Here is a 20,565-nt window from a genome sequence, read left to right as displayed (position 1 = left end):
CCGTGCCTGATCACTCCGCTCCTGATACCGACCCGTCCAACTCCAAAATGTCTGATCCAGATGTTCGGATCCAACACGATGGCGAAGAACACGACAGCGGCCACAATGACCGCCTCAACTGGCTGCGCGCCGGCGTACTCGGCGCCAACGACGGCATCGTCTCGGTCGCCGGACTCGTCGTCGGTGTAGCCGGCGCCACCACCAACCAGGGCACCCTGCTCACCGCAGGAATTGCCGGAATGGTCGCGGGCGCGGTGTCGATGGCCCTCGGCGAGTACGTCTCGGTCAGCAGTCAGCGAGATGCCGAGCGCGATCTGATCGCCAAGGAAAAACTGGAGCTGCACGAAGACCCGGAGGCCGAGCTGGCGGAACTGGCCGCGATCTATGAGAAGAAGGGTCTTCATCCAACGACCGCACACCAAGTTGCTCAGGAGCTGACCGAGCACGACGTCCTCGCCGCGCATCTCGACGCCGAGCTGGGCATCGACCCCGACGACCTAACCAACCCGATCAACGCGGCCATCGCCTCGGCGATCGCGTTTACGATCGGCGCCGCGCTGCCGCTCGCGGCCATCTTGCTGCCGCCGCCGGCGTGGCGTGCGGTCACCACCTTCGTCGTCGTACTGATCGCGCTGGCCATCACCGGTTACGTGAGCGCGGCGATCGGCGGCGGCTCCCGCCCGCGCGCGACTCTCAGGTTGGTCGTCGGCGGCGCCGTCGCCATGGCCGCGACGTACGGCATCGGCACGCTTTTCAATACGCCGGTCAGCTGAGGCACACGAGACATCCTGCGCAAACGGACATACCGCGCGGCATATCGGTACAAATGTGCCGCTGCGCAGCAAGAAGTCCCGCATCGTGCTGCGAAATAGCACATATGTGCCATTAAGGTGCGCGATCAGGTTCATCAGCCTTCCGTACGCGCCTCTCGTCCCGGCCGCGTTCGTCGCTTTCGCAGTCGTCGGGTGCAGCAGCTCTTCTCCGGACGATGACCCAACGCCGAACCCATCTACTGGCGCCCCGGCGTCAGCGTGACCGTCGACTGCGGCGATTCCAGGCCTAGCGGCTCCGAGAGTCCGACGCCTGTTAGACGGTTGCTGGCACGGGCACGAGATCGGTCAGTACGCCGCGGGCCCAGTCGATGACCGCCTGGTTACGCAGCGGCGGCGAGGCGAGCCCGGCGCCTTCGGTGGGACGTGGAATCGCCACGACGGCCGGCCCGGACTTGTAGTTGGAGCCCTTGTAGAGGCGGGCGAGCTTCATCTGCGCCGCATCGCCAAGGCTTATCGGACCAAATCGAATTTGCTTGCCCTGGGTCGAGATCTCGGTGACGCCGAGCTGCGTAGCCAACGCCCGGAGCTTGGCCACCGAGATGAGGTTTTCGATCTCGACCGGCACCGGCCCGTAGCGGTCGGCAAGCTCCGCACGAACCTGGTCAGCGACGGCGTCGTCGGTCACCGCGGCGATCTTGCGGTAGACCTCGAGTCGCAGCCGCTCGCCTTCGATGTAGTCATGCGGCACGTGCGCGCTGACCGGCAGGTCGATGCGTACGTCGACGGACTCTTCGGTCGGAGCGTCACCGCGGTAGTCCGCGACGGCCTCACCGACCATCCGCACGTACAGGTCGAACCCGACCCCGGCGATGTGACCGGACTGCTCACCGCCGAGCAGGTTGCCGGCGCCGCGGATCTCCAGGTCTTTCATGGCGACGGCCATGCCGGCGCCGAGCTCGGTGTTCTGCGCGATCGTCGCTAACCGGTCATAGGCCGTGTCGTTGAGTGGGCGGTCCGGTGGATACAGGAAGTAGGCGTAGGCGCGCTCGCGTGAACGGCCGACGCGCCCTCGGATCTGGTGCAGTTGAGACAACCCGAGTAGGTCGGCGCGCTCCACAATCAAGGTGTTGGCGTTAGGGATGTCAAGGCCCGCCTCGATGATCGTGGTCGCGACGAGTACGTCGTACTCCCGCTCCCCGAAGCCGAGCATGATGCGTTCGAGCTCGTCCTCGCCCATCTGTCCGTGCGCGACCGCGACCCGCGCCTCGGGAACGAGGTCGCGAATGTGCGCGGCGGCCTTGTCAATCGACCGGACCCGGTTGTGCAGGTAGAAAACCTGGCCGTCGCGCAGCAACTCCCGTCGGATCGACGCGACGAGCTGCTTGTCGTTTTGCGCGCCCACGAACGTCAGGATCGGGTGCCGCTCCTCCGGCGGAGTCAGCATCGTCGACATCTCCCGAATGCCGGTAAGACTCATCTCCAGGGTGCGCGGGATCGGCGTCGCGGACATAGTGAGCATGTCGACCGCGGTGCGGATCTGCTTGAGGTATTCCTTGTGCTCCACCCCAAACCGCTGCTCCTCGTCGACGATGACTAGTCCGAGATCCTTGAACCGCGTGGTCGGCTGCAGGAGTCGATGAGTGCCGATCGCGACGTCAATCGTCCCGTCCGCGACACCTTCCATCGTGGCCTGTACGTCGGCCTGCGGGGTAAAGCGGGACAACTCGGCGATCTTGACCGGGAACTGGCTAAAGCGTTCGGAGAACGTCTGAAAGTGCTGCTGCGAAAGCAAAGTAGTGGGCACCAGGATCGCGACCTGCTTGCCGTCCTGCACTGCCTTGAAAGCCGCACGCACGGCGATCTCGGTCTTGCCGTAGCCCACGTCGCCGGAGATCACCCGGTCCATCGGGACCGACTTCTCCATGTCGCTTTTGACTTCGTCGATTGCGGCGAGCTGGTCTGCGGTCTCGACGTACGGAAACGCGTCCTCAAGCTCACGCTGCCATGGAGTGTCCGGCCCGAACGCGTGTCCGGGCGCCGACGTCCGTGCCGCGTACAGCCGGATCAGCTCGCCGGCGATCTCCTTGACCGCCTTGCGGGCGCGGCCCTTCGTCTTCGCCCAGTCCGAACCACCGAGTTTGTTGAGCGACGGCGCCTCACCGCCAACATAACGCGTCACCTGGTCCAGCTGATCGGTCGGCACGAAAAGCCGGTCAGCGGGCTGACCGCGCTTACCTGCGGCGTACTCGATGGTGAGGTATTCGCGCTCACCACCGTTGACCGTGCGACGCACCATTTCGACGTATTTGCCGACGCCATGCTGCTCGTGAACGACGAAGTCGCCCGGTTGCAGCTGCAGCGGGTCGACCGCGTTGCGTCGACGAGAGGGCATCTTGCCCGTCGGCTTGCTGGCCTGGCCACGGGAGCTGGTCAGGTCAGACTCGGTAATCACGACGAGCCCGGCGGTCGGCGCGACGAAACCGGCGCCAAGCATCGCAGTCGTGACAGTCACGACGCCTGGGCGAAACTCGCAGCCGTATTGGGCGGGGACGTCCGCGTCGGCAAATCGCTCGACGGCTCGCTGCGCCGTACCGTGGCCGGCGAAGGTGACCACGACGGTCCAGCCGTCGGCCAGGTAGCCGCGCACATCGCTCATTAGCCGCTCTGGGTCGCCGACGTATTGTTCGACGGCGTGCGCATCGAGTGCGGTCTCGCCCTCGATGTCACCTTCGCTGAGCGGATCGAGCTCCCACCACAACTGACCACTCGCCTCAGCGGCCTCACGGACCTCCTCGATGCTGCGGTACGCCGCCGCTCCAAGGTCGATCGGAGCGTCACCGCCACCGGCCGCGACCGCCCACGAGGCGTCGAGGAACTCCTGGCTTGAGTGCACCATCTCGATGGCGCGGGCGTGCGCGCGTTGCGGGTCGCAGACCAGCACCAACGAGCCGGCCGCGAGCTCCTCCACGAACAACCGCAGCCCGCCGTCCTCGGACACAAGCACGGGGATCAGCGACTCCATGCCTTCGACCGCGGTCCCCTCGCTGATCGGCTCCAGCATCTCGGCGAGGTCGGGGTGTTCGCGCAGCAACGCGCCAGCCCGTGCTCGGACGTCGTCGGTGAGTAACAGTTCCCGACAGGGTGGCGCCCATAGTGCTTCGGGCGCCTCGCCGAGCGAACGCTGGTCGGCAACCGAGAAGTAGCGCATCTCATCGACGTCGTCGCCCCACAGCTCCACCCGCACCGGATGCTGCTCCGTGGGCGGGAATACGTCGACGATGCCGCCTCGAACCGCGAACTCGCCGCGCTTCTCAACCATTTCGACCCGGCTGTATCCGGTGGCAACGAGCGCCCGGACGATGTCGTCAAGCGGAATAGTGTCGCCGGCCTTGAGATTGACCGGCGAGACGTCACCGAGGCCGGAGATGATCGGCTGCAGCATGCTGCGGATCGGGGTGACCACGACGGACAGCGCGCCGTGCTCTTCCGGGTGCGCAAGCCGGCGCAGCACCGAGAGCCGCTCGCCGACCGTGTCGGCGCGGGGCGACAGCTTCTCGTGTGGGAGCGTTTCCCACGATGGGAAGTGGCCCACTTCCCCGGCGTCCAGCAAGCTGCCGAGCGCCTCGGTGAGCAGTTCGGCGTCACGGTTAGTTGCCGTCACCGCGATCACCGGTTTGCCTGAAAGCCGTGCGGCGGTGGCCGCGATCACGAACGGCTGCAGGGGCTGCGGGCATCGTAGCGTCAGCTCGCCACTACCGTCCCCGCTGCTGAGTGTCTCGAGCGCCTGCGCAAGCGCAGGGTCGCCTTGGAGTGCGTGCAGCGTGCCGCGCAAAGTTACGGCTTCTTGGTGCTCGGCGGTCACGTGACACTCCCACTAATCGATACAACGCACACAAACGTACCCCTCCAAAACGACAGTTCTCGACGGGCGAGATACCGAGCTTGAAGGGGTACGTGTGATTTTACGTCCAGAAAAACTACGGCTTCTGGCCCTCGACCGAGCGCTTCAGCACAGCGCCAGCACTGACCTTGACGCCGAACTTCGCCGGTACGGCGATCTCCTCGCCGGTCTGGGGGTTGCGCGCCGTACGGGCCGAGCGGGTGACCCGCTCAAAGGTGAGGAAGCCCGGAAGCTTGATCGCGTCGCCGCTGTTCATCGCCTCGCCGGCGACATCGGCAAGCGAGGACAGGACAGCGTCGACATCTTTGTTCGCGACATCGGTCTTGCCCGCGATCGCCTGGATGAGTTCAGATCGATTCATCTGTGTGATTCCTACTTTCAGGGTGATGACTTCACGAGTACCCGAGGAAGTAAACAGCATCTTTGACCCGGGCCGGGCGCAAAACTCCGGACAATTGGCCGAAGCAGTGCATCTAACATCACGTTTTGACTGCCGCTGCGATTTCGCCAAAACGAGCGTGCCGCGCGTCGCCGGGACGCTACTTCTCAACTATGGCGGCGAATCGCCGCCTCAATCTCCGCAACGCGTTCGGGTCGGCAGATAAATAGATCCTCAATCGAGGTCGACCGTTCGTTGTAAACGATCTCACGTCCGTCGACGCGTGTCGCGTGCAATCCGGCGGCCCGCGCGACCGCTATCGGGGCCGCGTTGTCCCACTGGTACTGACCCCCGGTGTGCAGGTACGCGTCGGCCTCGCCGGTCACCACGGCGAGCACCTTGATGCCCGCCGAAGACATGCTCACAACCTCCGCGCCGAGGTCCGCACAGACGTCCCGGAAGAACTTCGTGGCCCGCGAGCGGCTGCCCACGACTCGCATTCCGGTGTGCCGTACCGGCTCGAGCGTGGCCGTCTCAGAGTCGAATATCTCCCCGGTCGCCGGGCGCCCGACGACCCCGAGAGTCAGCGCGCCGCGCTCCCAGAGCGCGATGTGCACGGCCCACTCGGTGCTGCCCTCTTTGGCGTACGCCGACGTACCGTCGACCGGGTCAATGATCCATACCCGGTCCGCGGAGAGCCGCACGAGCGAGTCTGGCGCTTCTTCGGAGAGTACGGCGTCCGCAGGGCGATAGCGGGTGAGTCGATCGGCGATGAGGTTCTGCGCCGCCTGATCGCCGGCGTTCATCAGCGCCCAGCGGTCGGCGTACCCGATCTCCGCCCGCAGGTCGACCAGTAACTCACCTGCCCGGTGCGCGAGGTCACGGGCGAACTCAAGGTCGTCGGACAGCTGCTCGGACACCGGATCTGCCACTTCGTCACTCCTGGGCTAGGTGAAACTACGACGTGTGTATGCGGTTTTGGGCCACCGCCAGCCCTTCGCGCGCGAAGAGCTCGACGGCGTCGGCCGCTTCCTCGATAATGACACCGACTTCAGCCCGCTCGGCCGAGGCAAACGGCTTCAGCACAAAATCGGCCGGGTCTTGGCGACCAGGCGGACGGCCGATTCCAACACGGATGCGCACATAGTCCTTAGTCGACAGCGATTTGGTGATCGACCGCAGTCCATTGTGGCCGTTGTCGCCGCCGCCTTGTTTGAGCCGAACGGTGCCCAGCGGTAGATCCAGCTCGTCGTGGATGACCACCACACCGGCGACCTCGATATGGAAGTACGACGCCAGCCCGCTTACCGGACCTCCGGACAGGTTCATAAAGCTCAGCGGTTTAGCCAGCACCGCACGAGGCGCGGGTGGCGCGCCGAGGTGCGTCTCGGCGATCTCGGCGCCGGTCCGGTGTCTCTTGAAGGAAACACCGGACCGGGCGGCGAGCACATTTGCAACCATGTAGCCGACGTTGTGCCGCGTGGCGGCGTACGTCGGACCGGGGTTACCCAGGCCGACGACAAGTAATGAGCCCGTCGTCGGCATCTAGCTACTCTTCGTCAGACTTATCGGCCTCGCCGGCGGGCTCAGCATCGGACGCTTCGGACGAGGCCTCGGTCGCGGTCTCTTCGGCCTCGGCATCGCTGTCGGTGTCGGCCTCCTGCGGCTCGACAATGTTGAGCACGAGAGTCTCAGGATCGGACACCAGGACCGAACCGGACGGCAACTGAAGATCGGACGCCAGGACCTGGGTGCCGATCTCGAAGCCGTCGATGTTGACCTCGATCGTCTCAGGAATGTTCGTGGCCTCGGCCTCGATCGAGACTTCCTGCATATCGGTGTTGATTTGGGTGCCCGGGGCCGCCTCGCCGACCAAGACGATCGGCACATCAACGTGGACCTTCTGGCCCTTGCGCACGATGAGTAGATCGAGATGGCTGATGATCCGCTTGATGGGGTGGATCTGGAGGTCCTTCGGCAGCGCCAAGACATCGTCCCCGTCGACCTCAATCGTGAGGAGCGTGTTGGTGCCGCCATGACGCAACGCCATCGTGAGGGTGTGCCCTGCTAACGCGAGGTGGACCGGATCGGTGCCGTGGCCGTAGAGGACGGCCGGGATGTTGCCTTCGCGGCGGGTGCGGCGGGCCGAGCCCTTGCCGAATTCACTCCGCTTCGTCGCGGGGATACGTACTTCGTCAGACACTGTGGTGCTCTCCTAGATAATCGAATACTCGATAATGTCGATGCGCCACGACGATCTTTGGACCACGCGGCGTACGACGTAGAAGACCACACGAGGAATCCGTGTGGGACACATCTGACCGCTGGCCGTCGATAACGGTCGCGCAATTGTGCGTAACCCTCGCCGGACAACCCCGCTATCGTACGCACAAGACGCCGACGTATCGACCGATTTACGCCTTTCGTGACAACCCGCACACATTATTGTTTAAGTCAGGTAACAATTTGCGGGTGCGTTTCCCTCACGTAATCCATACGTGGTTGTATTGGGGATATGGAATCCGGTCATCTGACCGGGTTCCGTTTGACTGTTTGCGACGTATGCGGCTCTCCAAGCCCTCGTTAGGCCCGCGGAAAATGAGCGGTCTAACGGCTCACGTCGCATTGATACAACCGGGCGAGGTGCATCGACTGCACTTAACACGATGCCTCGGGCAAGCGGTCCTTCACGGGACGCCGGCCCCACCCGGAGTGCGCATGCGAGCACGTTGCTCGCTGAGCCGACATTGGCCGCGACATCCGCGCAATACGCGACGTACTGCGAGTCTGGCTGTCTGCCGATCGTCGGTGGTGCACATGACATGGAGGTTTGACTAGGTGACAAAGGTACGCGCACAGAACGTGTACAAAGTCTTCGGCAGGCGCGAGGGCGAGGCGGTCAAACGCCTCAGCGAAGGCGCTTCGGCCAAGGAGGTCAAGAACCTCGGTACCGCTGCCGTCATAGACGCAAGTTTCGATGTCAACGAAGGCGAGATCTTCGTTGTTATGGGACTGTCCGGTTCGGGCAAGTCCACACTCATCCGGATGCTCAACGGTCTCTGGAAGCCCTCGTCAGGGTCGGTTTTCGTCGAAGATACCGATCTCGCGAAGGCTTCGGACAGCCAATTGCGCGACATCCGCAGAGATAAAGTCTCGATGGTGTTCCAGCACTTTGCCTTGATGCCGCATCGCACGGTGAGAGAGAACGCCGCCTACGCACTTGAGGTCAACGGCGTACCAAAGTCCGAGCGTGACGAACGCGCCGACAAATGGCTCGACACGGTGGGGCTCGAAGGCTGGGGCGACCAATACCCAGGACAGCTTTCAGGCGGTATGCAGCAGCGCGTTGGGCTGGCCCGCGCGCTCGCCGCGGAGACCGACATCTTGCTGATGGACGAGGCGTTCTCCGCTCTCGACCCGCTCATTCGCCGCGAGATGCAGGACCAGCTGATCGAGCTCCAGGCAACGCTCGGCAAGACGATCATCTTTATCACTCACGATCTCAACGAAGCGATGTATGTCGGCGACCGGATCGCGGTCATGCGTGACGGCCGGATCGTGCAGATCGGCACCGCCGAGCAAATCCTGACCGACCCGGCAAACGACTACGTCGCCCAGTTCGTGCAGGACGTCGACCGCACCCGCGTTCTCACGGCCAGTTCGGTGATGGAGCAGCCGACCGCCGTCGTATCGAGCAACGCCGGACCGCGCCGCGTCGTGGAAGAACTGCGCAAAAACCAGCAATCCGGGGTGCTGGTCACATCTCGCGACCGCAAGCTGCTCGGCTACGTAAGCGATGACGATGCGATAGCAGCGGCAAAAAAGAACGTCATGTCGATCGAGGGCCTCATCCGCACTGACTTGCTCAATACGGTCGCGCCTGACACTCCCCTGGTCGGATTGTTTGCCCCCTCATCGGGTTCACCGATTCCGCTAGCGGTCGTCGACGAACAAGGTCGGCTACGCGGCGTCATCCCACGGGTGGCATTGCTTGCGTCCATGGCCAACCTGACCAACGGCGAGGAGCACGTCGAGGTCGTCGACGAAAACGGTCGGCCGCACACAGGGATACCAGTGGCGTCGAATGGCGCACCCGTGAGTGATGCGCCCCAAGACCTTGAACCGAACGCCGAGGAGGTGCACTCGTAATGGACGTACTCAACCCCCGAATACCGGTTGGCGACTGGATCAACGACATCCTCGACTGGCTGACCACCCACATCGCGTGGCTGTTCGACTTCATCAAGATCGTGCTCGACGGTTTCTACGACGGCCTCAACTACGTGCTCTCGACGCCGAGCTACCTAATCATCATCGTCGTGCTGGCGGTCCTCGCCTACTTCGTGCGCGGCTGGAAGTTTGCACTGGCTACGGTCGTCGGCTTCTATCTGATCCGCGGATTCAACCAGTGGGAGAACGCGATGAGCACCATCGCGCTCGTCCTTGTCGCCGTCGTTATTGCGCTCGCGATCGCTATTCCTCTTGGAATCTGGGCCGCGCGGTCAACTACGGTCTCGCGGATCGTCAAGCCGATCCTCGACCTCATGCAGACGCTACCCGCGTTGGTCTATCTCATCCCGGCCATCACGATCTTCAGCGTCGGGACGACCCCGGGCGCTATCGCGACAATCATTTTCGCCCTTCCGCCCGGCGTACGGCTCACTGAGCTGGCCATCCGCGGAGTCGACAAGGAAGTCGTCGAGGCCGGGCACGCGTTCGGCGCGAGCCCCAGTCGCATCCTGCGGCAGATCCAGCTTCCACTTGCGCTACCCACGATCATGGCCGGCGTAAACCAGGTGATCATGCTGTCCCTGTCGATGGTCGTACTCGCCGGCATGGCCGGATCGGGCGGACTTGGTGGCGCCGTGGTCGGCTCACTGAGCAGCCTTGATGTGCCGCTCGGTATGGAAGCTGGCCTCGCGGTCGTATTCATCGCGATCTACCTAGACCGGCTCAGCAACGCGCTTGGCACTCGGTCGTCGTCGTTGCGATCCCGCGAAACCGCCGACGCCTAGGCCATGTAGGCACGTTCGTTTTTGCACCATTGTGCGGTGCGCGATAAAGACTGCGCGCGATAGCCGCTGTGCACAACCAAAACTACATACGGAACGAAATTACATACGGAACAGAGGAGAACAGTGTTCAAGAAAAGTAGGGTATTTGCGAGCATGCTCGCGGTCGGCGCACTTGCGCTGTCCGCGTGCGGAGCGTCCAACACCTCAAGCGACTCGGGCAGCAAGTCCAACGACGCGGCGTCCAGCAAGTGGGCTAACTGCGATATGCACAAGGGCGTCAAAGACGCGTCGTCGGAGAAGGCCGACGCCAAGAAGGACATCACCATCGGCGCCTTCAACGGCTGGGACGAGTCTTTCGCGACCGCGCACCTGCTCAAGGCCGTGCTCGAAAAAGACGGCTATACGGTCAATATCAAGGCATTCGAAGCCGCACCTGGTTACACCGGGGTCGCTCAAGGCGATATCGACTTCCTGACCGACGGTTGGCTTCCGGTAACGCACGCGGACTACCTCAAGAAGTACGGCGACAAGCTCGAAGACCTCGGCTGCTGGTACGACAACGCCAAGCTGACGATCGCCGTCAATAAGGACTCCCCCGCGCAGAGCATCGGCGACCTGAAGAAGATGGGCGACAAGTACGACAACAAGCTCATCGGCATCGAGGCCGGCGCCGGTCTGACCAAGCAGACTAAGAAGGCCATCCCGGAGTACGGCCTCGACAACCTCGAGTACACCATCTCCTCGACACCGGCAATGCTCGCGGCGATCAAGAAGTCGCAGGCGGACGGCACCAACATCGCCGTCACGCTGTGGCGTCCACACTGGGCGTACGCCGCGTTCCCGATGCGCGACCTCAAGGATCCGAAGGGCGCCATGGGCGGCAAGGAGTTCATCCACACCTTCGCTCGCACCGGATTCCAGGACGATTTCCCGAAGGCCTCGCAGATCGTCAAGAACCTCATCCTCAGCGACGAGAACCTGTCGTCCCTGGAAAACGTGATGTTCGGTGACGACAACTTCGCCGGCAAGGACAATGACGCCGCCGTTGCCCAGTGGCTCAGCGAAAACCCTGACTTCATCGATCAGCTGACGACTGGCAAGCTCTAAAACTAACTAGATGTAAGTAATAGCCGCGGTAGGCGAGTTTCATTGCTCGACTACCGCGGCTTCTTACTGCCCAAATCTGCCTCGACCCATACCTAAGAGATACAAAACCAAGGAGATGAATGTTCAAGCGATCCAAATTTCTCACCACGCTGCTGGCACTGGGGGCATTGACGCTTTCCGCTTGCGGCGCCTCCAACGCGTCCAGCGACTCTGAGGGCACCAGTTCATCGGCCGGCACCAAATGGGACAAGTGCGACATGCGCAAGGGCGCCAAAGACGTCTCGTCCGAACAGGCCGACGCCAAGAAGGACATCACCATCGGCGCCTTCAACGGTTGGGACGAGTCTTTTGCGACCGCCCATCTACTCAAGGCGATCTTCGAGAAGGACGGCTACACCGTCAACATCAAGGCGTTCGAAGCCGCACCGGGCTACACCGGCGTCGCGCAGGGCGATATCGACTTCCTGACCGACGGCTGGCTCCCGGTCACACACGCCAGCTATATCAAAAAATACGGCGACAAGCTCGAAGACCTCGGCTGCTGGTACAACAAGGGAAAGAACACCATCGCCGTTAACGAGGACTCCCCCGCCCAGACGATCGGCGATCTGAAGAAGATGGGCGACAAGTACGACAACAAGCTCATCGGCATCGAGCCTGGCGCCGGACTGACGAAGATGACCAAAGAGAAGGCGATTCCCGAGTACGGCCTTGACAACCTCGAGTACACCACCTCGTCTACGCCGGCAATGCTTGCCGCGATCAAGAAGTCGCAGGCGGACGGCACCAACATCGCCGTCACCCTCTGGCGTCCGCACTGGGCATACGCGGCGTTCCCGATGCGCGACCTCGAAGATCCGAAGGGCGCCATGGGCGGCGACGAGTTCATCCACACGTTCGCGCGGAAGGGATTCCAGGACGACTTCCCGAAGGCCTCTCAAATCGTCAAGAACCTTGTTCTCAACGACGAGCAGCTCGCGGAGCTGGAAAACGTAATGTTCGGTGACGACAACTTCGCGGGTAAAGACAACGACGCCGCCGTCGCACAATGGCTCAACGAAAACCCGGAGTTTGCCGATCAGCTGACAAGCGGGAAGCTCTAGTCTTTGTCGGATGGTGCCGTGCGAGTGACCTTGCACGGCACCATCAGTCGTGCGCGGTCCAATACAGCCTCACGGGACGTCGGTAATCAGCCGGTGGTGTGCGAAAGTTGCTTTTGGACGTACCCGACAATGCCGGGTATGGCGGCCGAGATGAGATCCCATGTCCGCTCGAAGTCTTCTGACGAGCCATACCAAGGGTCTGCAATCGACAGGTCGCCATCTACAGCTTCCGGATCGAACTCGCGCACAAGATGGATCTTCGCGGTCGAGTCCGCATTTGGTGCCCACTCGCGCAACTCGCCCAGATGACCGTCGTCGAGCGCCAGGATCAAATCGCGATCGTCGAACCACGACCGATCGAACTGCCGCGCCCGATGACTCTCTGAACCAAGTCCGTGTTGCGAAAGCACCGACGCCGCGCGAGGATCGATCGGGCTGCCGATCTCCCATCTCGACGTCGCGGCAGAGTCCACCTCGACCTGCTCGCGCAACTGCTCGTTCTCAAAAGCCTTCCGCAGCATGAATTCGGCCATCGGCGAACGGCAGATATTGCCGGTGCAGACCGTAATGATCCGATATGGAACTCGCATGCGCCCCAGTCTATTGATCCGCACTCTGTTCGCCAGCCGGGCGAGCCGTCAGCGGGAAGTTGCCGCGAATCACGCCGTGCGGATCGCGCTGTGCCTTAATCGCGCGCAACCGAGCGAGGGTTTGCGGCGTATGGGCCTTGATCCGGTTCTCCCCTGGGTGCAGGAAATTGAAGGAGGTCCGTCCTGAGGAGTACCGCGCCATCGCCGTTTTGAGCCGCGCCAAATCCGCTTGTATTGCGATATCAGCTTGCGGGGTGACCGGTACGCCGAGGCCGAGAATCTGAAACGGCTCTTCGACTACGTCGACCGCGCCTCCACCGTCAACCGAACGGGCAAGTGCACCGCCAAGGTGGCGCAACTGTACAGAAGTCAGCATCGATCCGGAGTCTATTCCGACCGCCTCCACAAGGGCTGCCGCTGCGTCGAGGTCGAACCGTCTCAATAGCAACGACATATGTCGTGACGGCATGGGATCGGTCGGTTCGGCCGCGATCGTATCGATCTGTCCGATCGACACCGGGCCAACTGAGTCGAGTAGTGGTGTCGGCAGGGTTCGCATCGGCGCAAGAAGTCGCTGAACCTCGTCGACTGGTCCAAGGCACGTCACGTCCACGCTGACAAAACTCCCACCACGTAGCGGATCAGGCACTTCCGGTAGCGGGGGGAACTGCAGCAGGTTGGCCCAGATCGAAAAGTTGTCCGGCGCGTCCTGAGTGATTTCCAGGAAGCGTTCGAGGACGGCGCCGGCATGCGCGATCGGCCACAACAGCCGACCGCCGGTCAGCTCCGCCGCCGCGTGTAGCGCCAGCTCGATCGCTGTGACGATGGCAAACTCGCCGCCGCCGCCGCGCAATGCCCAGAACAGGTCCGGATCGCCGTCGGCGGTTACGCGCACGGCATCGCCGTCGGCGTTGACCGCCTCCACTGCGAGTACGTCGTTGGCGGAAAGCCCGAAAGCCCGGCCAAACCAGCTCAGCCCGCCACCGAGGCACAACCCCACGACCGACGGATCATTGCTGCTGCCGACCAGTCCGACAAGCGAGTGCTCCTCCGCTGCATTGAGGAGCGCACCCCACCGCACGCCGGCGCCGAGACGTGCGACGCGGCGTACCGGATCGATCATTAGTTCGTCCAAGCCACTAGTACGCAGCAATATTGCGCCGTTCAAGGCCGTGGTGGCACCGTGTCCAACCGGCTGCGCCGTCACGCTCACGCCGATCGAGCGCGCCAAGCGTACGACGGCCACAACATCAGCAGCGGTGCGAACATCCACCACGGCCACCGGCTGCTGGTCGACCCCAACCGACCAGGCCATCCGCGAGGCCTGCCACTCAGGGTCGGCCGGCAACACAACCTGCCCCGGCAGCAAGGTCCGCAACGCGGCGATCCCCTGCGACATGGTCTGCGCCGGACCCGGTAGAAGGAATGGTTCTTGCGTCATCGTGTACTCCCCCGAGCATGTCTAGTTCTAGTTCTTACGGTCCAAAGAATCGGATACCGGCATCGGTAGCGGCCCTGCCCCCGGCGACCCGCACCAAGTAGTCCTCGGTCAGAAAGGCGACGGCCAAGTCGGCTGAGAGGCCTTCGTATGGGCTGGTCTGGGTGTGGTGTGCCGCGACGGCTTCGCGGCGTTGCATGAGAAACGGACTCGTGTCCAGAACTGTTGTGCAGTCGGCGCGAGGGGTGCCGAGGTTGGCGATCTCGAGAGCGAGATGCGCGGTGTCCGGGCGCAATGCTGTCATTTCCTCGGCCCACCGCTGCATCAGGTCGTTGGGCAGGCACCACCGATAGAGGCTCGCATCGACTCCAGCGGAACGATTAAACGCGGCCTCCGTGGCGCCGGCAAGCCGAAGGTGATCGCGATGCCCGTCGTCTCCCGCCAGGGTCAGTACGACGCTCGGCCGGTGCTCAGCTATGACAACGGCGATCTTGTCGACAAGATCGCCATTCGGTATCCCGCATAGCGATCCGTCCGGAGGTGGGCCATCCCATCCCGAATCGAGAAGGTTAAGGGGCTCGACGCATCGCGCGCCGAGAATGTGGGTGGCTTGACGGAGTTCCTCGGCGCGTACGGCGGCCAGTTTTCGGCCACCGAGATCGACTCCTTCGGCGAGCTGTCCCGCTTCACCAAAGGTCGCGCAGCAGACACTGATTCGTGCCCCCCGGCTCGCTGCATACGCGATCGTCGATCCGCACCCGAACGACTCATCGTCGGGATGGGCGACTACAACGAGTATGTCGGTCGCATCAGCGTTTTTCGACACCATCGAGGACCCCCGTCAATCCGATGGACTACCCACGCGGGTCGTCCATTGGCGACCACCATAATACTGTCATTTGCAGCATGTCAATGGCAGTATCATGTGAGTGGTCGACTATTAGGAGTTTCCAAATGGCACAAAGCAACGGCAGTACGTCGATGCCGACAATGACCGCGACATCGTTCGCCGTGCTTGGTCTCCTCGCAATGCACGAATGGACGACGTACGAGCTCGCGCAGCAGATGGAGCGCAGCTTCAGCTACTTCTGGCCACGCGCTGAACGACGGATCTACGACGAACCCAAGCGGCTCGCGGCCGCCGGATACGCAACATCGCGTAAAGAGGTGGTCGGTCGCCGACCGCGCACCTGCTGGCAGATCACCGATACCGGTCGCGAGGCGTTGAAATCTTGGCTAGCCCAGCCGCCGACGTCGCCGCCGGTGATCGAGTTCGAGGGAATGGTAAAGATCTTCGTCGCCGAAAATGGCAGTAAAGGCGATCTGCTCGCATCACTGAACGCGATCCGCGACAACGCCACCCGACAGGGCGAAGTTCTCGCCGCGATGTGTCGCGAGGTTGCCGAGAACGGTGGACCATTCCCAGATCGCGTGCACATCAACGCTCTCGCGATGTCTTACGCGATCGGCCTCGCCGAATTCACCGAACGCTGGGCACAGGATGCCGGTGGGTTAGCCACCAAGTGGAACGATACCAACGACCCGGGCGTCGCGGCGCGTAAAGCCGCCCTCGACTACTTCCAAGATCACGCCGGCTAACCTCGCGCGCCGCCTACGGCAGGGTAATCGCGGCCGACTGACCTGTGAAGCTGAACGTCAGGTCTGGCAGTCCCGCCGCGGTCGCCGTAATAGCCGCATTGAACGTCACCGTAAACTGCTTCGTCCCGATGGGCGCCGCGAACACCATCGAATAGACACCACCGCCGACTGGGTCACAACTCGATGGCGTCACGCCGCCGTCGATGGTCGAACTAGTGCAGTCGAGGGTATACGAGGTGTATCCGGAGTTACCGCTCGCGGAATAGAGGGTCACCGACTGCCCGACTTCGACCGTCAGCCAGCTCTTTCCCTCATCCGGCCAACCCAGTTTGTCGTCATACCCCGACAACGTCGCACTGTTGACCGTCGCGTCCATCGACGCGGTCAGGCCGTCAGCGACCGGGACCTGGGGGTAGGTCAATGCGCTCGCCGGCGACACGGTCGACTCAGGCTGGTAAAAGATGTCGAAGTTCGGGTTCGCGACTCGCTTACCCGTGGCCAAGTCAATGCTCTGCTGATGCCCATCCGCATCGAGAACAAGAGCGGACTCGCCCTTCTTCGGCACCGAGACCAGCACTGTCATCTCCGGGTCATAGCCACTGAGTACGACATCGCTCTTATAGATCTTGTCGTCGAGGTCGAATCCGAGCGCTGGCGCCGTTGAGCCACTCACCGAGCCGGAATCCTGGCTAAACGTCACCGCGAGAAACTTCTCGTCTTTCGCCGGCTGACTGAGCTTCCCATCTATAGCAGCACTCTTGTATTCCACAACATTCGAAACCGTCATCTCCACACCAGGGAAAATGAGCGCGCTCGTATCGTCGAGCTTGACCGAGTCACCTTTGGCCTTGTCATCCAGTTTGACCTTGTCGCTCCACACGCCATGCGAGTCGGCTTCAGGCAGTGGCGGTTCCTTCAGGTCTTTACCGTCGTCTGCAGGCTCATCGCCGGCCGCTGTAACCAGCGTCCCCACGGGTTTACCTTGAGAGACCTTCACCTTGCCCAGGTCGCCCGCCCGCTGCTTGCCGCTATTTGTCGAAGTCTTGAAAGGATAGACATCCCAGACTTTCCCGGCCTCGGTGCTCGATCGACGGGCTGGGCCGCACGCGACCTGTCCGCTGATCTTGTCATCCTTGTTGAGGACATAGAAACAACCCGCATCTTTGCTCGTATTGATGCCGTCCTTAGGGAGACCATCGCGCCAGGTCTTCTCCGTTGAGGACAGAAACGACTTCGCGTTCGCTACTTCGCCCTTGTCGTCGTTGATTCCGCCGAACTTGATGAATACGAAGTAGCTCGCCACAACGGCGGCGACCACTACGACAGCACCGGCGCCGATCCACAACCCCTTGTTGGATCGCTTCTTTTTCGGCGGCTCGTTGAACATTGTGGTTTGCTGGCCGTACATAGGCTGGTTGAACCCGGCCTGCGGACCCGGAGCCGGATATCCACCCGACGGCGGACCCTGAACCGGGTACCCACTCGACGGCGGACCCTGAACCGGGTACCCACCCGACGGCGGACCCTGAACCGGAAACCCACCCGACGGAGGGCCGAACTGCTGATGCCGGTTCGGATCATTCCAGGGACCAGGGTTGTTTCCACCGGGAGGTGTGGTCATTTCGATGCTCCATCGCGTGAATCGACGTGTCATTGGCGCGGCCGCTTGCCGCGGCCAAATCACTACGCAGAATAAACTGACGAATTCGCAACGGCCCTGGTTTCGGTCCGATCGATCTTGAGTTGAGATGTGACACTCATGGTGAGGCAACCGCGTCTCCGCCTCGGCGCTAGGGTGGATCGGACCCGACTGATACGCCGTCTCGCGGCCGAACACCGTCGAACAAAGGACGCCATGCCTTCAGATCCACCGCCGACCGAGAATTCCACCCGGCCGTCAGCGGCAAACGCGGACTCAGAACACGGCACATCGTCCGACGACGCGCTGCTGCGTCGGGACATTCGCCAGCTTGGCGATCTCCTGGGCGAGACACTGACTCGCCAGGTCTCAGAGCAACTCCTCGCGACGGTCGAAGAGATTCGCTCGCATGCAAAATCCGTCCAGAGCGGCGAGCCAGGCGCGTTGCACGATCTCACGACGGTGCTGGCCAATGCGGACCTGTCAACTGCCACCAACCTTGTGCGGGCATTCTCGTCGTACTTCCAGCTCGCCAACATCGCCGAGCAGATCGACCGGATCCGGACACTCAGGGATCGCACATCCGGGGACGGATGGATGCAACGTGCCCTCGACAAGGTCGTCAATGAGAGCGGTGCGGCCGCACTGAGTACCGCACTGCGCAGCGTCGCTGTGCGGCCTGTCTTCACGGCACACCCGACGGAGGCAAGCCGACGTTCGGTGCTCGGTAAGCTCCGCGCAATCGGCGACACGTTGCTCGCTGGAGATAGCCTCGGTGAGCGCCGCAAGAACCGTCGGATGGCTGAGCTGATCGAAGCGATGTGGCAAACCGATGAACTACGAGTCGACCAGCCGCAGGTCCCTGATGAGGCACGCAACGCGCTCTACTACACCAGCCAACTGATGGACCAGACGGTCCCGGACCTGTTGGTCGACTTCGCAGACGCGGTGGCCGAGCACGGCGGCATCCTCGCCGAGACCGCCGCACCCCTCACATTTGGCACCTGGATCGGCGGCGATCGCGATGGCAATCCCAACGTCTCGGAAACGTCGACGCTCGAGATTCTGGCCCTGCAACATGAGCAGGGTGTCGCCCGCCTCATCGCGGCAGTAGACGTCGTGTCCGCCGAGATCTCGTCATCCTCCCGGATTATCGGCACGAGCGAAGAGTTCGCCGCGGATCTGCAGACCGATATCGAGAATCTTCCAGAGCTCGATCGCCGCACGCTACGGCTCAACACCGAAGAGCCGTACCGCCTCAAACTTGCCTGTGTGCGCCAAAAGCTGGTCAACACCCGAACGCGCATAAGGCGCACCGCACAACACCAACCGGGACGAGACTACGTCGGGACAGACGACCTGCTCAAGGATCTGCACATCGTCCGCGACTCACTCGTCAAGAACCGCGGGGAACTGATGGCGCGCGGGCCCCTAGCCCGGCTGATCCGGCTGGTGTCGTGCTTTGGTATGCACGTAGCGACGATGGACGTGCGCGAGCACGCGGACGCGCACCACCACGCTGTTGGACAGCTCGTCGACCGGCTCGTCGAAGAAGGCTGGCTGTACGCCGACATGCCACGCGACTACAGGCAAAACTTCCTGAGCCGTGAACTGACCAGCCGGCGGCCACTGGCGCCCACTCCTCCTCCACTCGACGACGCAGGCAGGCGGACCTACAACACGTTCGCCGCGATTCGCCGCGCGCTCGACAGGTTCGGACCACACATCATCGAGAGCTACATCATCTCGATGACGCGAGGCGCGGACGACGTATTTGCCGCCGTCGTGCTCGCCCGAGAGGCACAGCTTGTCGATATCGCAGGGGGTGTGGCACGCATCGGCTTCGTGCCGCTGCTTGAGACCGTCGCGGAACTCCGGGCCGCCGGCGACATCCTCGACGAAATGCTCAGCGACCCGTCGTATCGCAAAGTCGTCGATATCCGAGGCGGCGTGCAGGAAGTCATGCTCGGCTATTCGGACTCCAACAAGGACGCCGGAATCGCCACCAGCCAGTGGGAAATCCACCGGGCACAACGAGTACTGCGGGACGTGAGCGCCAAGCACGGCGTACGTCTGCGGCTCTTTCACGGCCGCGGCGGATCAGTCGGCCGCGGTGGCGGACCCACTCATGACGCGATCCTCGCGCAGCCATACGGCACGCTCGACGGTGAGATCAAGGTGACCGAGCAGGGCGAGGTCATCTCCGATAAGTACACGATGCCCGAGCTGGCACGCGAAAACCTCGAACTCACTCTTGCCGCAGTGATCGAGGCGACGGTCCTACACCGCGAACCGCGCCAAACACCGGACGAGCTCGAGGTGTGGGACGCCGCGATGACTCTCATCTCTGATGCGTCGTTTGCGTCCTATCGGACACTGGTCGACCATCCCGACCTCCCCAAATACTTCTGGCAGTCGACCCCCGTTGAACAGCTGGGTTCACTCAAGCTCGGCAGCCGGCCATCGAAGCGCCCCGACAGCGGCGCCGGGCTCGAAGGCTTGCGTGCCATCCCCTGGGTCTTTGGATGGACCCAGTCCCGACAGATCGTGCCTGGGTGGTACGGCGTCGGAACCGGTATCGAGGCTGCCATTCACGCCGGGCTGGGCGAGCAGCTCAAAACGATGTACACCGACTGGCACTTCTTCGCGACATTCATCTCTAACGTGGAGATGACCCTCACTAAAACCCGCATGGACATCGCCGAGAGCTACGTCGAGTCCCTCGTGGACCCATCGCTGCGACACATTTTCGTTGATATCAAAGAAGAGTACGAGCGCACCGTGCACGCTGTACTCACCATCACCGGTGAGAAAGCGCTGCTTGACCGGCAGCCGATGCTGCAACGGACCCTCGGCGTCCGCGACTCGTATCTGGACCCGATCAACCATCTGCAAGTCTCCATGCTGGCGCGGATGCGCGCAGGCGACACCGACCCACGATTGCAGCGCGCACTACTGCTGACCGTCAACGGCGTCGCGGCCGGTCTGCGCAACACCGGCTGACGAGCGATACAGGGGGTA

16 protein-coding genes are annotated in these 20,565 nt (G+C 62.7%); 7 read left to right on the top strand and 9 right to left on the bottom strand.

Going from position 1 to position 20,565, the window contains the following annotated elements; translation table 11 throughout:
* Positions 1-2 precede the first annotated feature (2 nt).
* The gene (locus CLV47_RS10065; RefSeq protein WP_202862496.1) at positions 3-773 is read left to right on the top strand and encodes a VIT1/CCC1 transporter family protein; all 771 of its coding nucleotides are present in this window, start codon (positions 3-5) and stop codon (positions 771-773) included.
* A 313-nt stretch (positions 774-1,086) separates the two neighbouring features.
* Here the strand turns inward: CLV47_RS10065 and mfd are convergent, their stop codons facing one another.
* From mfd to CLV47_RS10040, 5 genes are all read right to left on the bottom strand, one after another.
* Complete coding sequence (gene mfd, locus CLV47_RS10060; protein WP_202862495.1) at positions 1,087-4,635, bottom strand: transcription-repair coupling factor; 3,549 nt, start codon at positions 4,633-4,635, stop codon at positions 1,087-1,089.
* Between the two features lie 115 nt (positions 4,636-4,750).
* Positions 4,751-5,035 (bottom strand): HU family DNA-binding protein, encoded by a 285-nt coding sequence (locus tag CLV47_RS10055; protein WP_106349030.1) that lies wholly within the window; start codon positions 5,033-5,035, stop codon positions 4,751-4,753.
* A 185-nt stretch (positions 5,036-5,220) separates the two neighbouring features.
* The gene (locus CLV47_RS10050) at positions 5,221-5,985 is read right to left on the bottom strand and encodes an inositol monophosphatase family protein (RefSeq protein WP_238145311.1); all 765 of its coding nucleotides are present in this window, start codon (positions 5,983-5,985) and stop codon (positions 5,221-5,223) included.
* A 25-nt stretch (positions 5,986-6,010) separates the two neighbouring features.
* Positions 6,011-6,598 carry an aminoacyl-tRNA hydrolase gene (gene pth, locus CLV47_RS10045; RefSeq protein WP_106348901.1) on the bottom strand — a complete coding sequence of 196 codons (588 nt, stop codon included), beginning with the start codon at positions 6,596-6,598 and terminating at the stop codon, positions 6,011-6,013.
* A 4-nt stretch (positions 6,599-6,602) separates the two neighbouring features.
* Positions 6,603-7,256 (bottom strand): 50S ribosomal protein L25/general stress protein Ctc, encoded by a 654-nt coding sequence (locus CLV47_RS10040; protein WP_106348900.1) that lies wholly within the window; start codon positions 7,254-7,256, stop codon positions 6,603-6,605.
* Between the two features lie 635 nt (positions 7,257-7,891).
* Between CLV47_RS10040 and CLV47_RS10035 the strand changes: the two genes are divergently transcribed.
* The 4 genes from CLV47_RS10035 to CLV47_RS10020 all read left to right on the top strand — a co-directional run bounded on the left by CLV47_RS10035 (position 7,892) and on the right by CLV47_RS10020 (position 12,278).
* Positions 7,892-9,202 (top strand): quaternary amine ABC transporter ATP-binding protein, encoded by a 1,311-nt coding sequence (locus CLV47_RS10035; RefSeq protein WP_106348899.1) that lies wholly within the window; start codon positions 7,892-7,894, stop codon positions 9,200-9,202.
* Positions 9,202-10,068 (top strand): ABC transporter permease, encoded by an 867-nt coding sequence (locus tag CLV47_RS10030; protein WP_106348898.1) that lies wholly within the window; start codon positions 9,202-9,204, stop codon positions 10,066-10,068. The genes CLV47_RS10035 and CLV47_RS10030 overlap by 1 nt, the downstream gene beginning before the upstream one ends.
* 123 nt (positions 10,069-10,191) lie before the next feature.
* On the top strand, positions 10,192-11,175 hold the full coding sequence (locus CLV47_RS10025; RefSeq protein ID WP_202862494.1) for a glycine betaine ABC transporter substrate-binding protein: 984 nt from the start codon (positions 10,192-10,194) through the stop codon (positions 11,173-11,175).
* 119 nt (positions 11,176-11,294) lie between these two features.
* On the top strand, positions 11,295-12,278 hold the full coding sequence (locus CLV47_RS10020) for a glycine betaine ABC transporter substrate-binding protein (RefSeq protein WP_106348897.1): 984 nt from the start codon (positions 11,295-11,297) through the stop codon (positions 12,276-12,278).
* Between the two features lie 86 nt (positions 12,279-12,364).
* Here CLV47_RS10020 and CLV47_RS10015 read toward each other — a convergent pair whose 3' ends face one another.
* From CLV47_RS10015 to CLV47_RS10005, 3 genes are read right to left on the bottom strand one after another with little or no spacing between them, the layout of a single operon-like run.
* On the bottom strand, positions 12,365-12,868 hold the full coding sequence (locus tag CLV47_RS10015; RefSeq protein ID WP_106348896.1) for a low molecular weight protein-tyrosine-phosphatase: 504 nt from the start codon (positions 12,866-12,868) through the stop codon (positions 12,365-12,367).
* Positions 12,869-12,878: 10 nt separating this feature from the next.
* Positions 12,879-14,309, bottom strand: a complete 1,431-nt coding sequence (locus CLV47_RS10010) for an FAD-binding oxidoreductase (RefSeq protein WP_202862493.1) — start codon at positions 14,307-14,309, stop codon at positions 12,879-12,881.
* 34 nt (positions 14,310-14,343) lie between these two features.
* Positions 14,344-15,135, bottom strand: coding sequence for a PIG-L deacetylase family protein (locus tag CLV47_RS10005; protein ID WP_106348895.1), 792 nt, complete (start codon positions 15,133-15,135; stop codon positions 14,344-14,346).
* Between the two features lie 125 nt (positions 15,136-15,260).
* Here CLV47_RS10005 and CLV47_RS10000 point away from each other — a divergent pair, with 125 nt between their 5' ends.
* Entirely contained in the window at positions 15,261-15,905 is a 645-nt protein-coding gene (locus tag CLV47_RS10000) for a PadR family transcriptional regulator (protein WP_170111024.1), read from the top strand.
* A gap of 13 nt (positions 15,906-15,918) precedes the next feature.
* Here the strand turns inward: CLV47_RS10000 and CLV47_RS09995 are convergent, their stop codons facing one another.
* Complete coding sequence (locus CLV47_RS09995) at positions 15,919-17,526, bottom strand: proline-rich domain-containing protein (protein WP_146135348.1); 1,608 nt, start codon at positions 17,524-17,526, stop codon at positions 15,919-15,921.
* Positions 17,527-17,760: 234 nt separating this feature from the next.
* On the opposite strand from CLV47_RS09995, the gene ppc reads away from it, so the two are divergent.
* Positions 17,761-20,547 carry a phosphoenolpyruvate carboxylase gene (ppc, locus tag CLV47_RS09990; RefSeq protein WP_106348892.1) on the top strand — a complete coding sequence of 929 codons (2,787 nt, stop codon included), beginning with the start codon at positions 17,761-17,763 and terminating at the stop codon, positions 20,545-20,547.
* Positions 20,548-20,565: the final 18 nt, after the last annotated feature.

Origin of the sequence: Antricoccus suffuscus, from assembly GCF_003003235.1 — a bacterium.
Lineage (GTDB): Bacteria > Actinomycetota > Actinomycetes > Mycobacteriales > Antricoccaceae > Antricoccus > Antricoccus suffuscus.
This window is presented reverse-complemented; position numbering and strand designations above follow the sequence as displayed.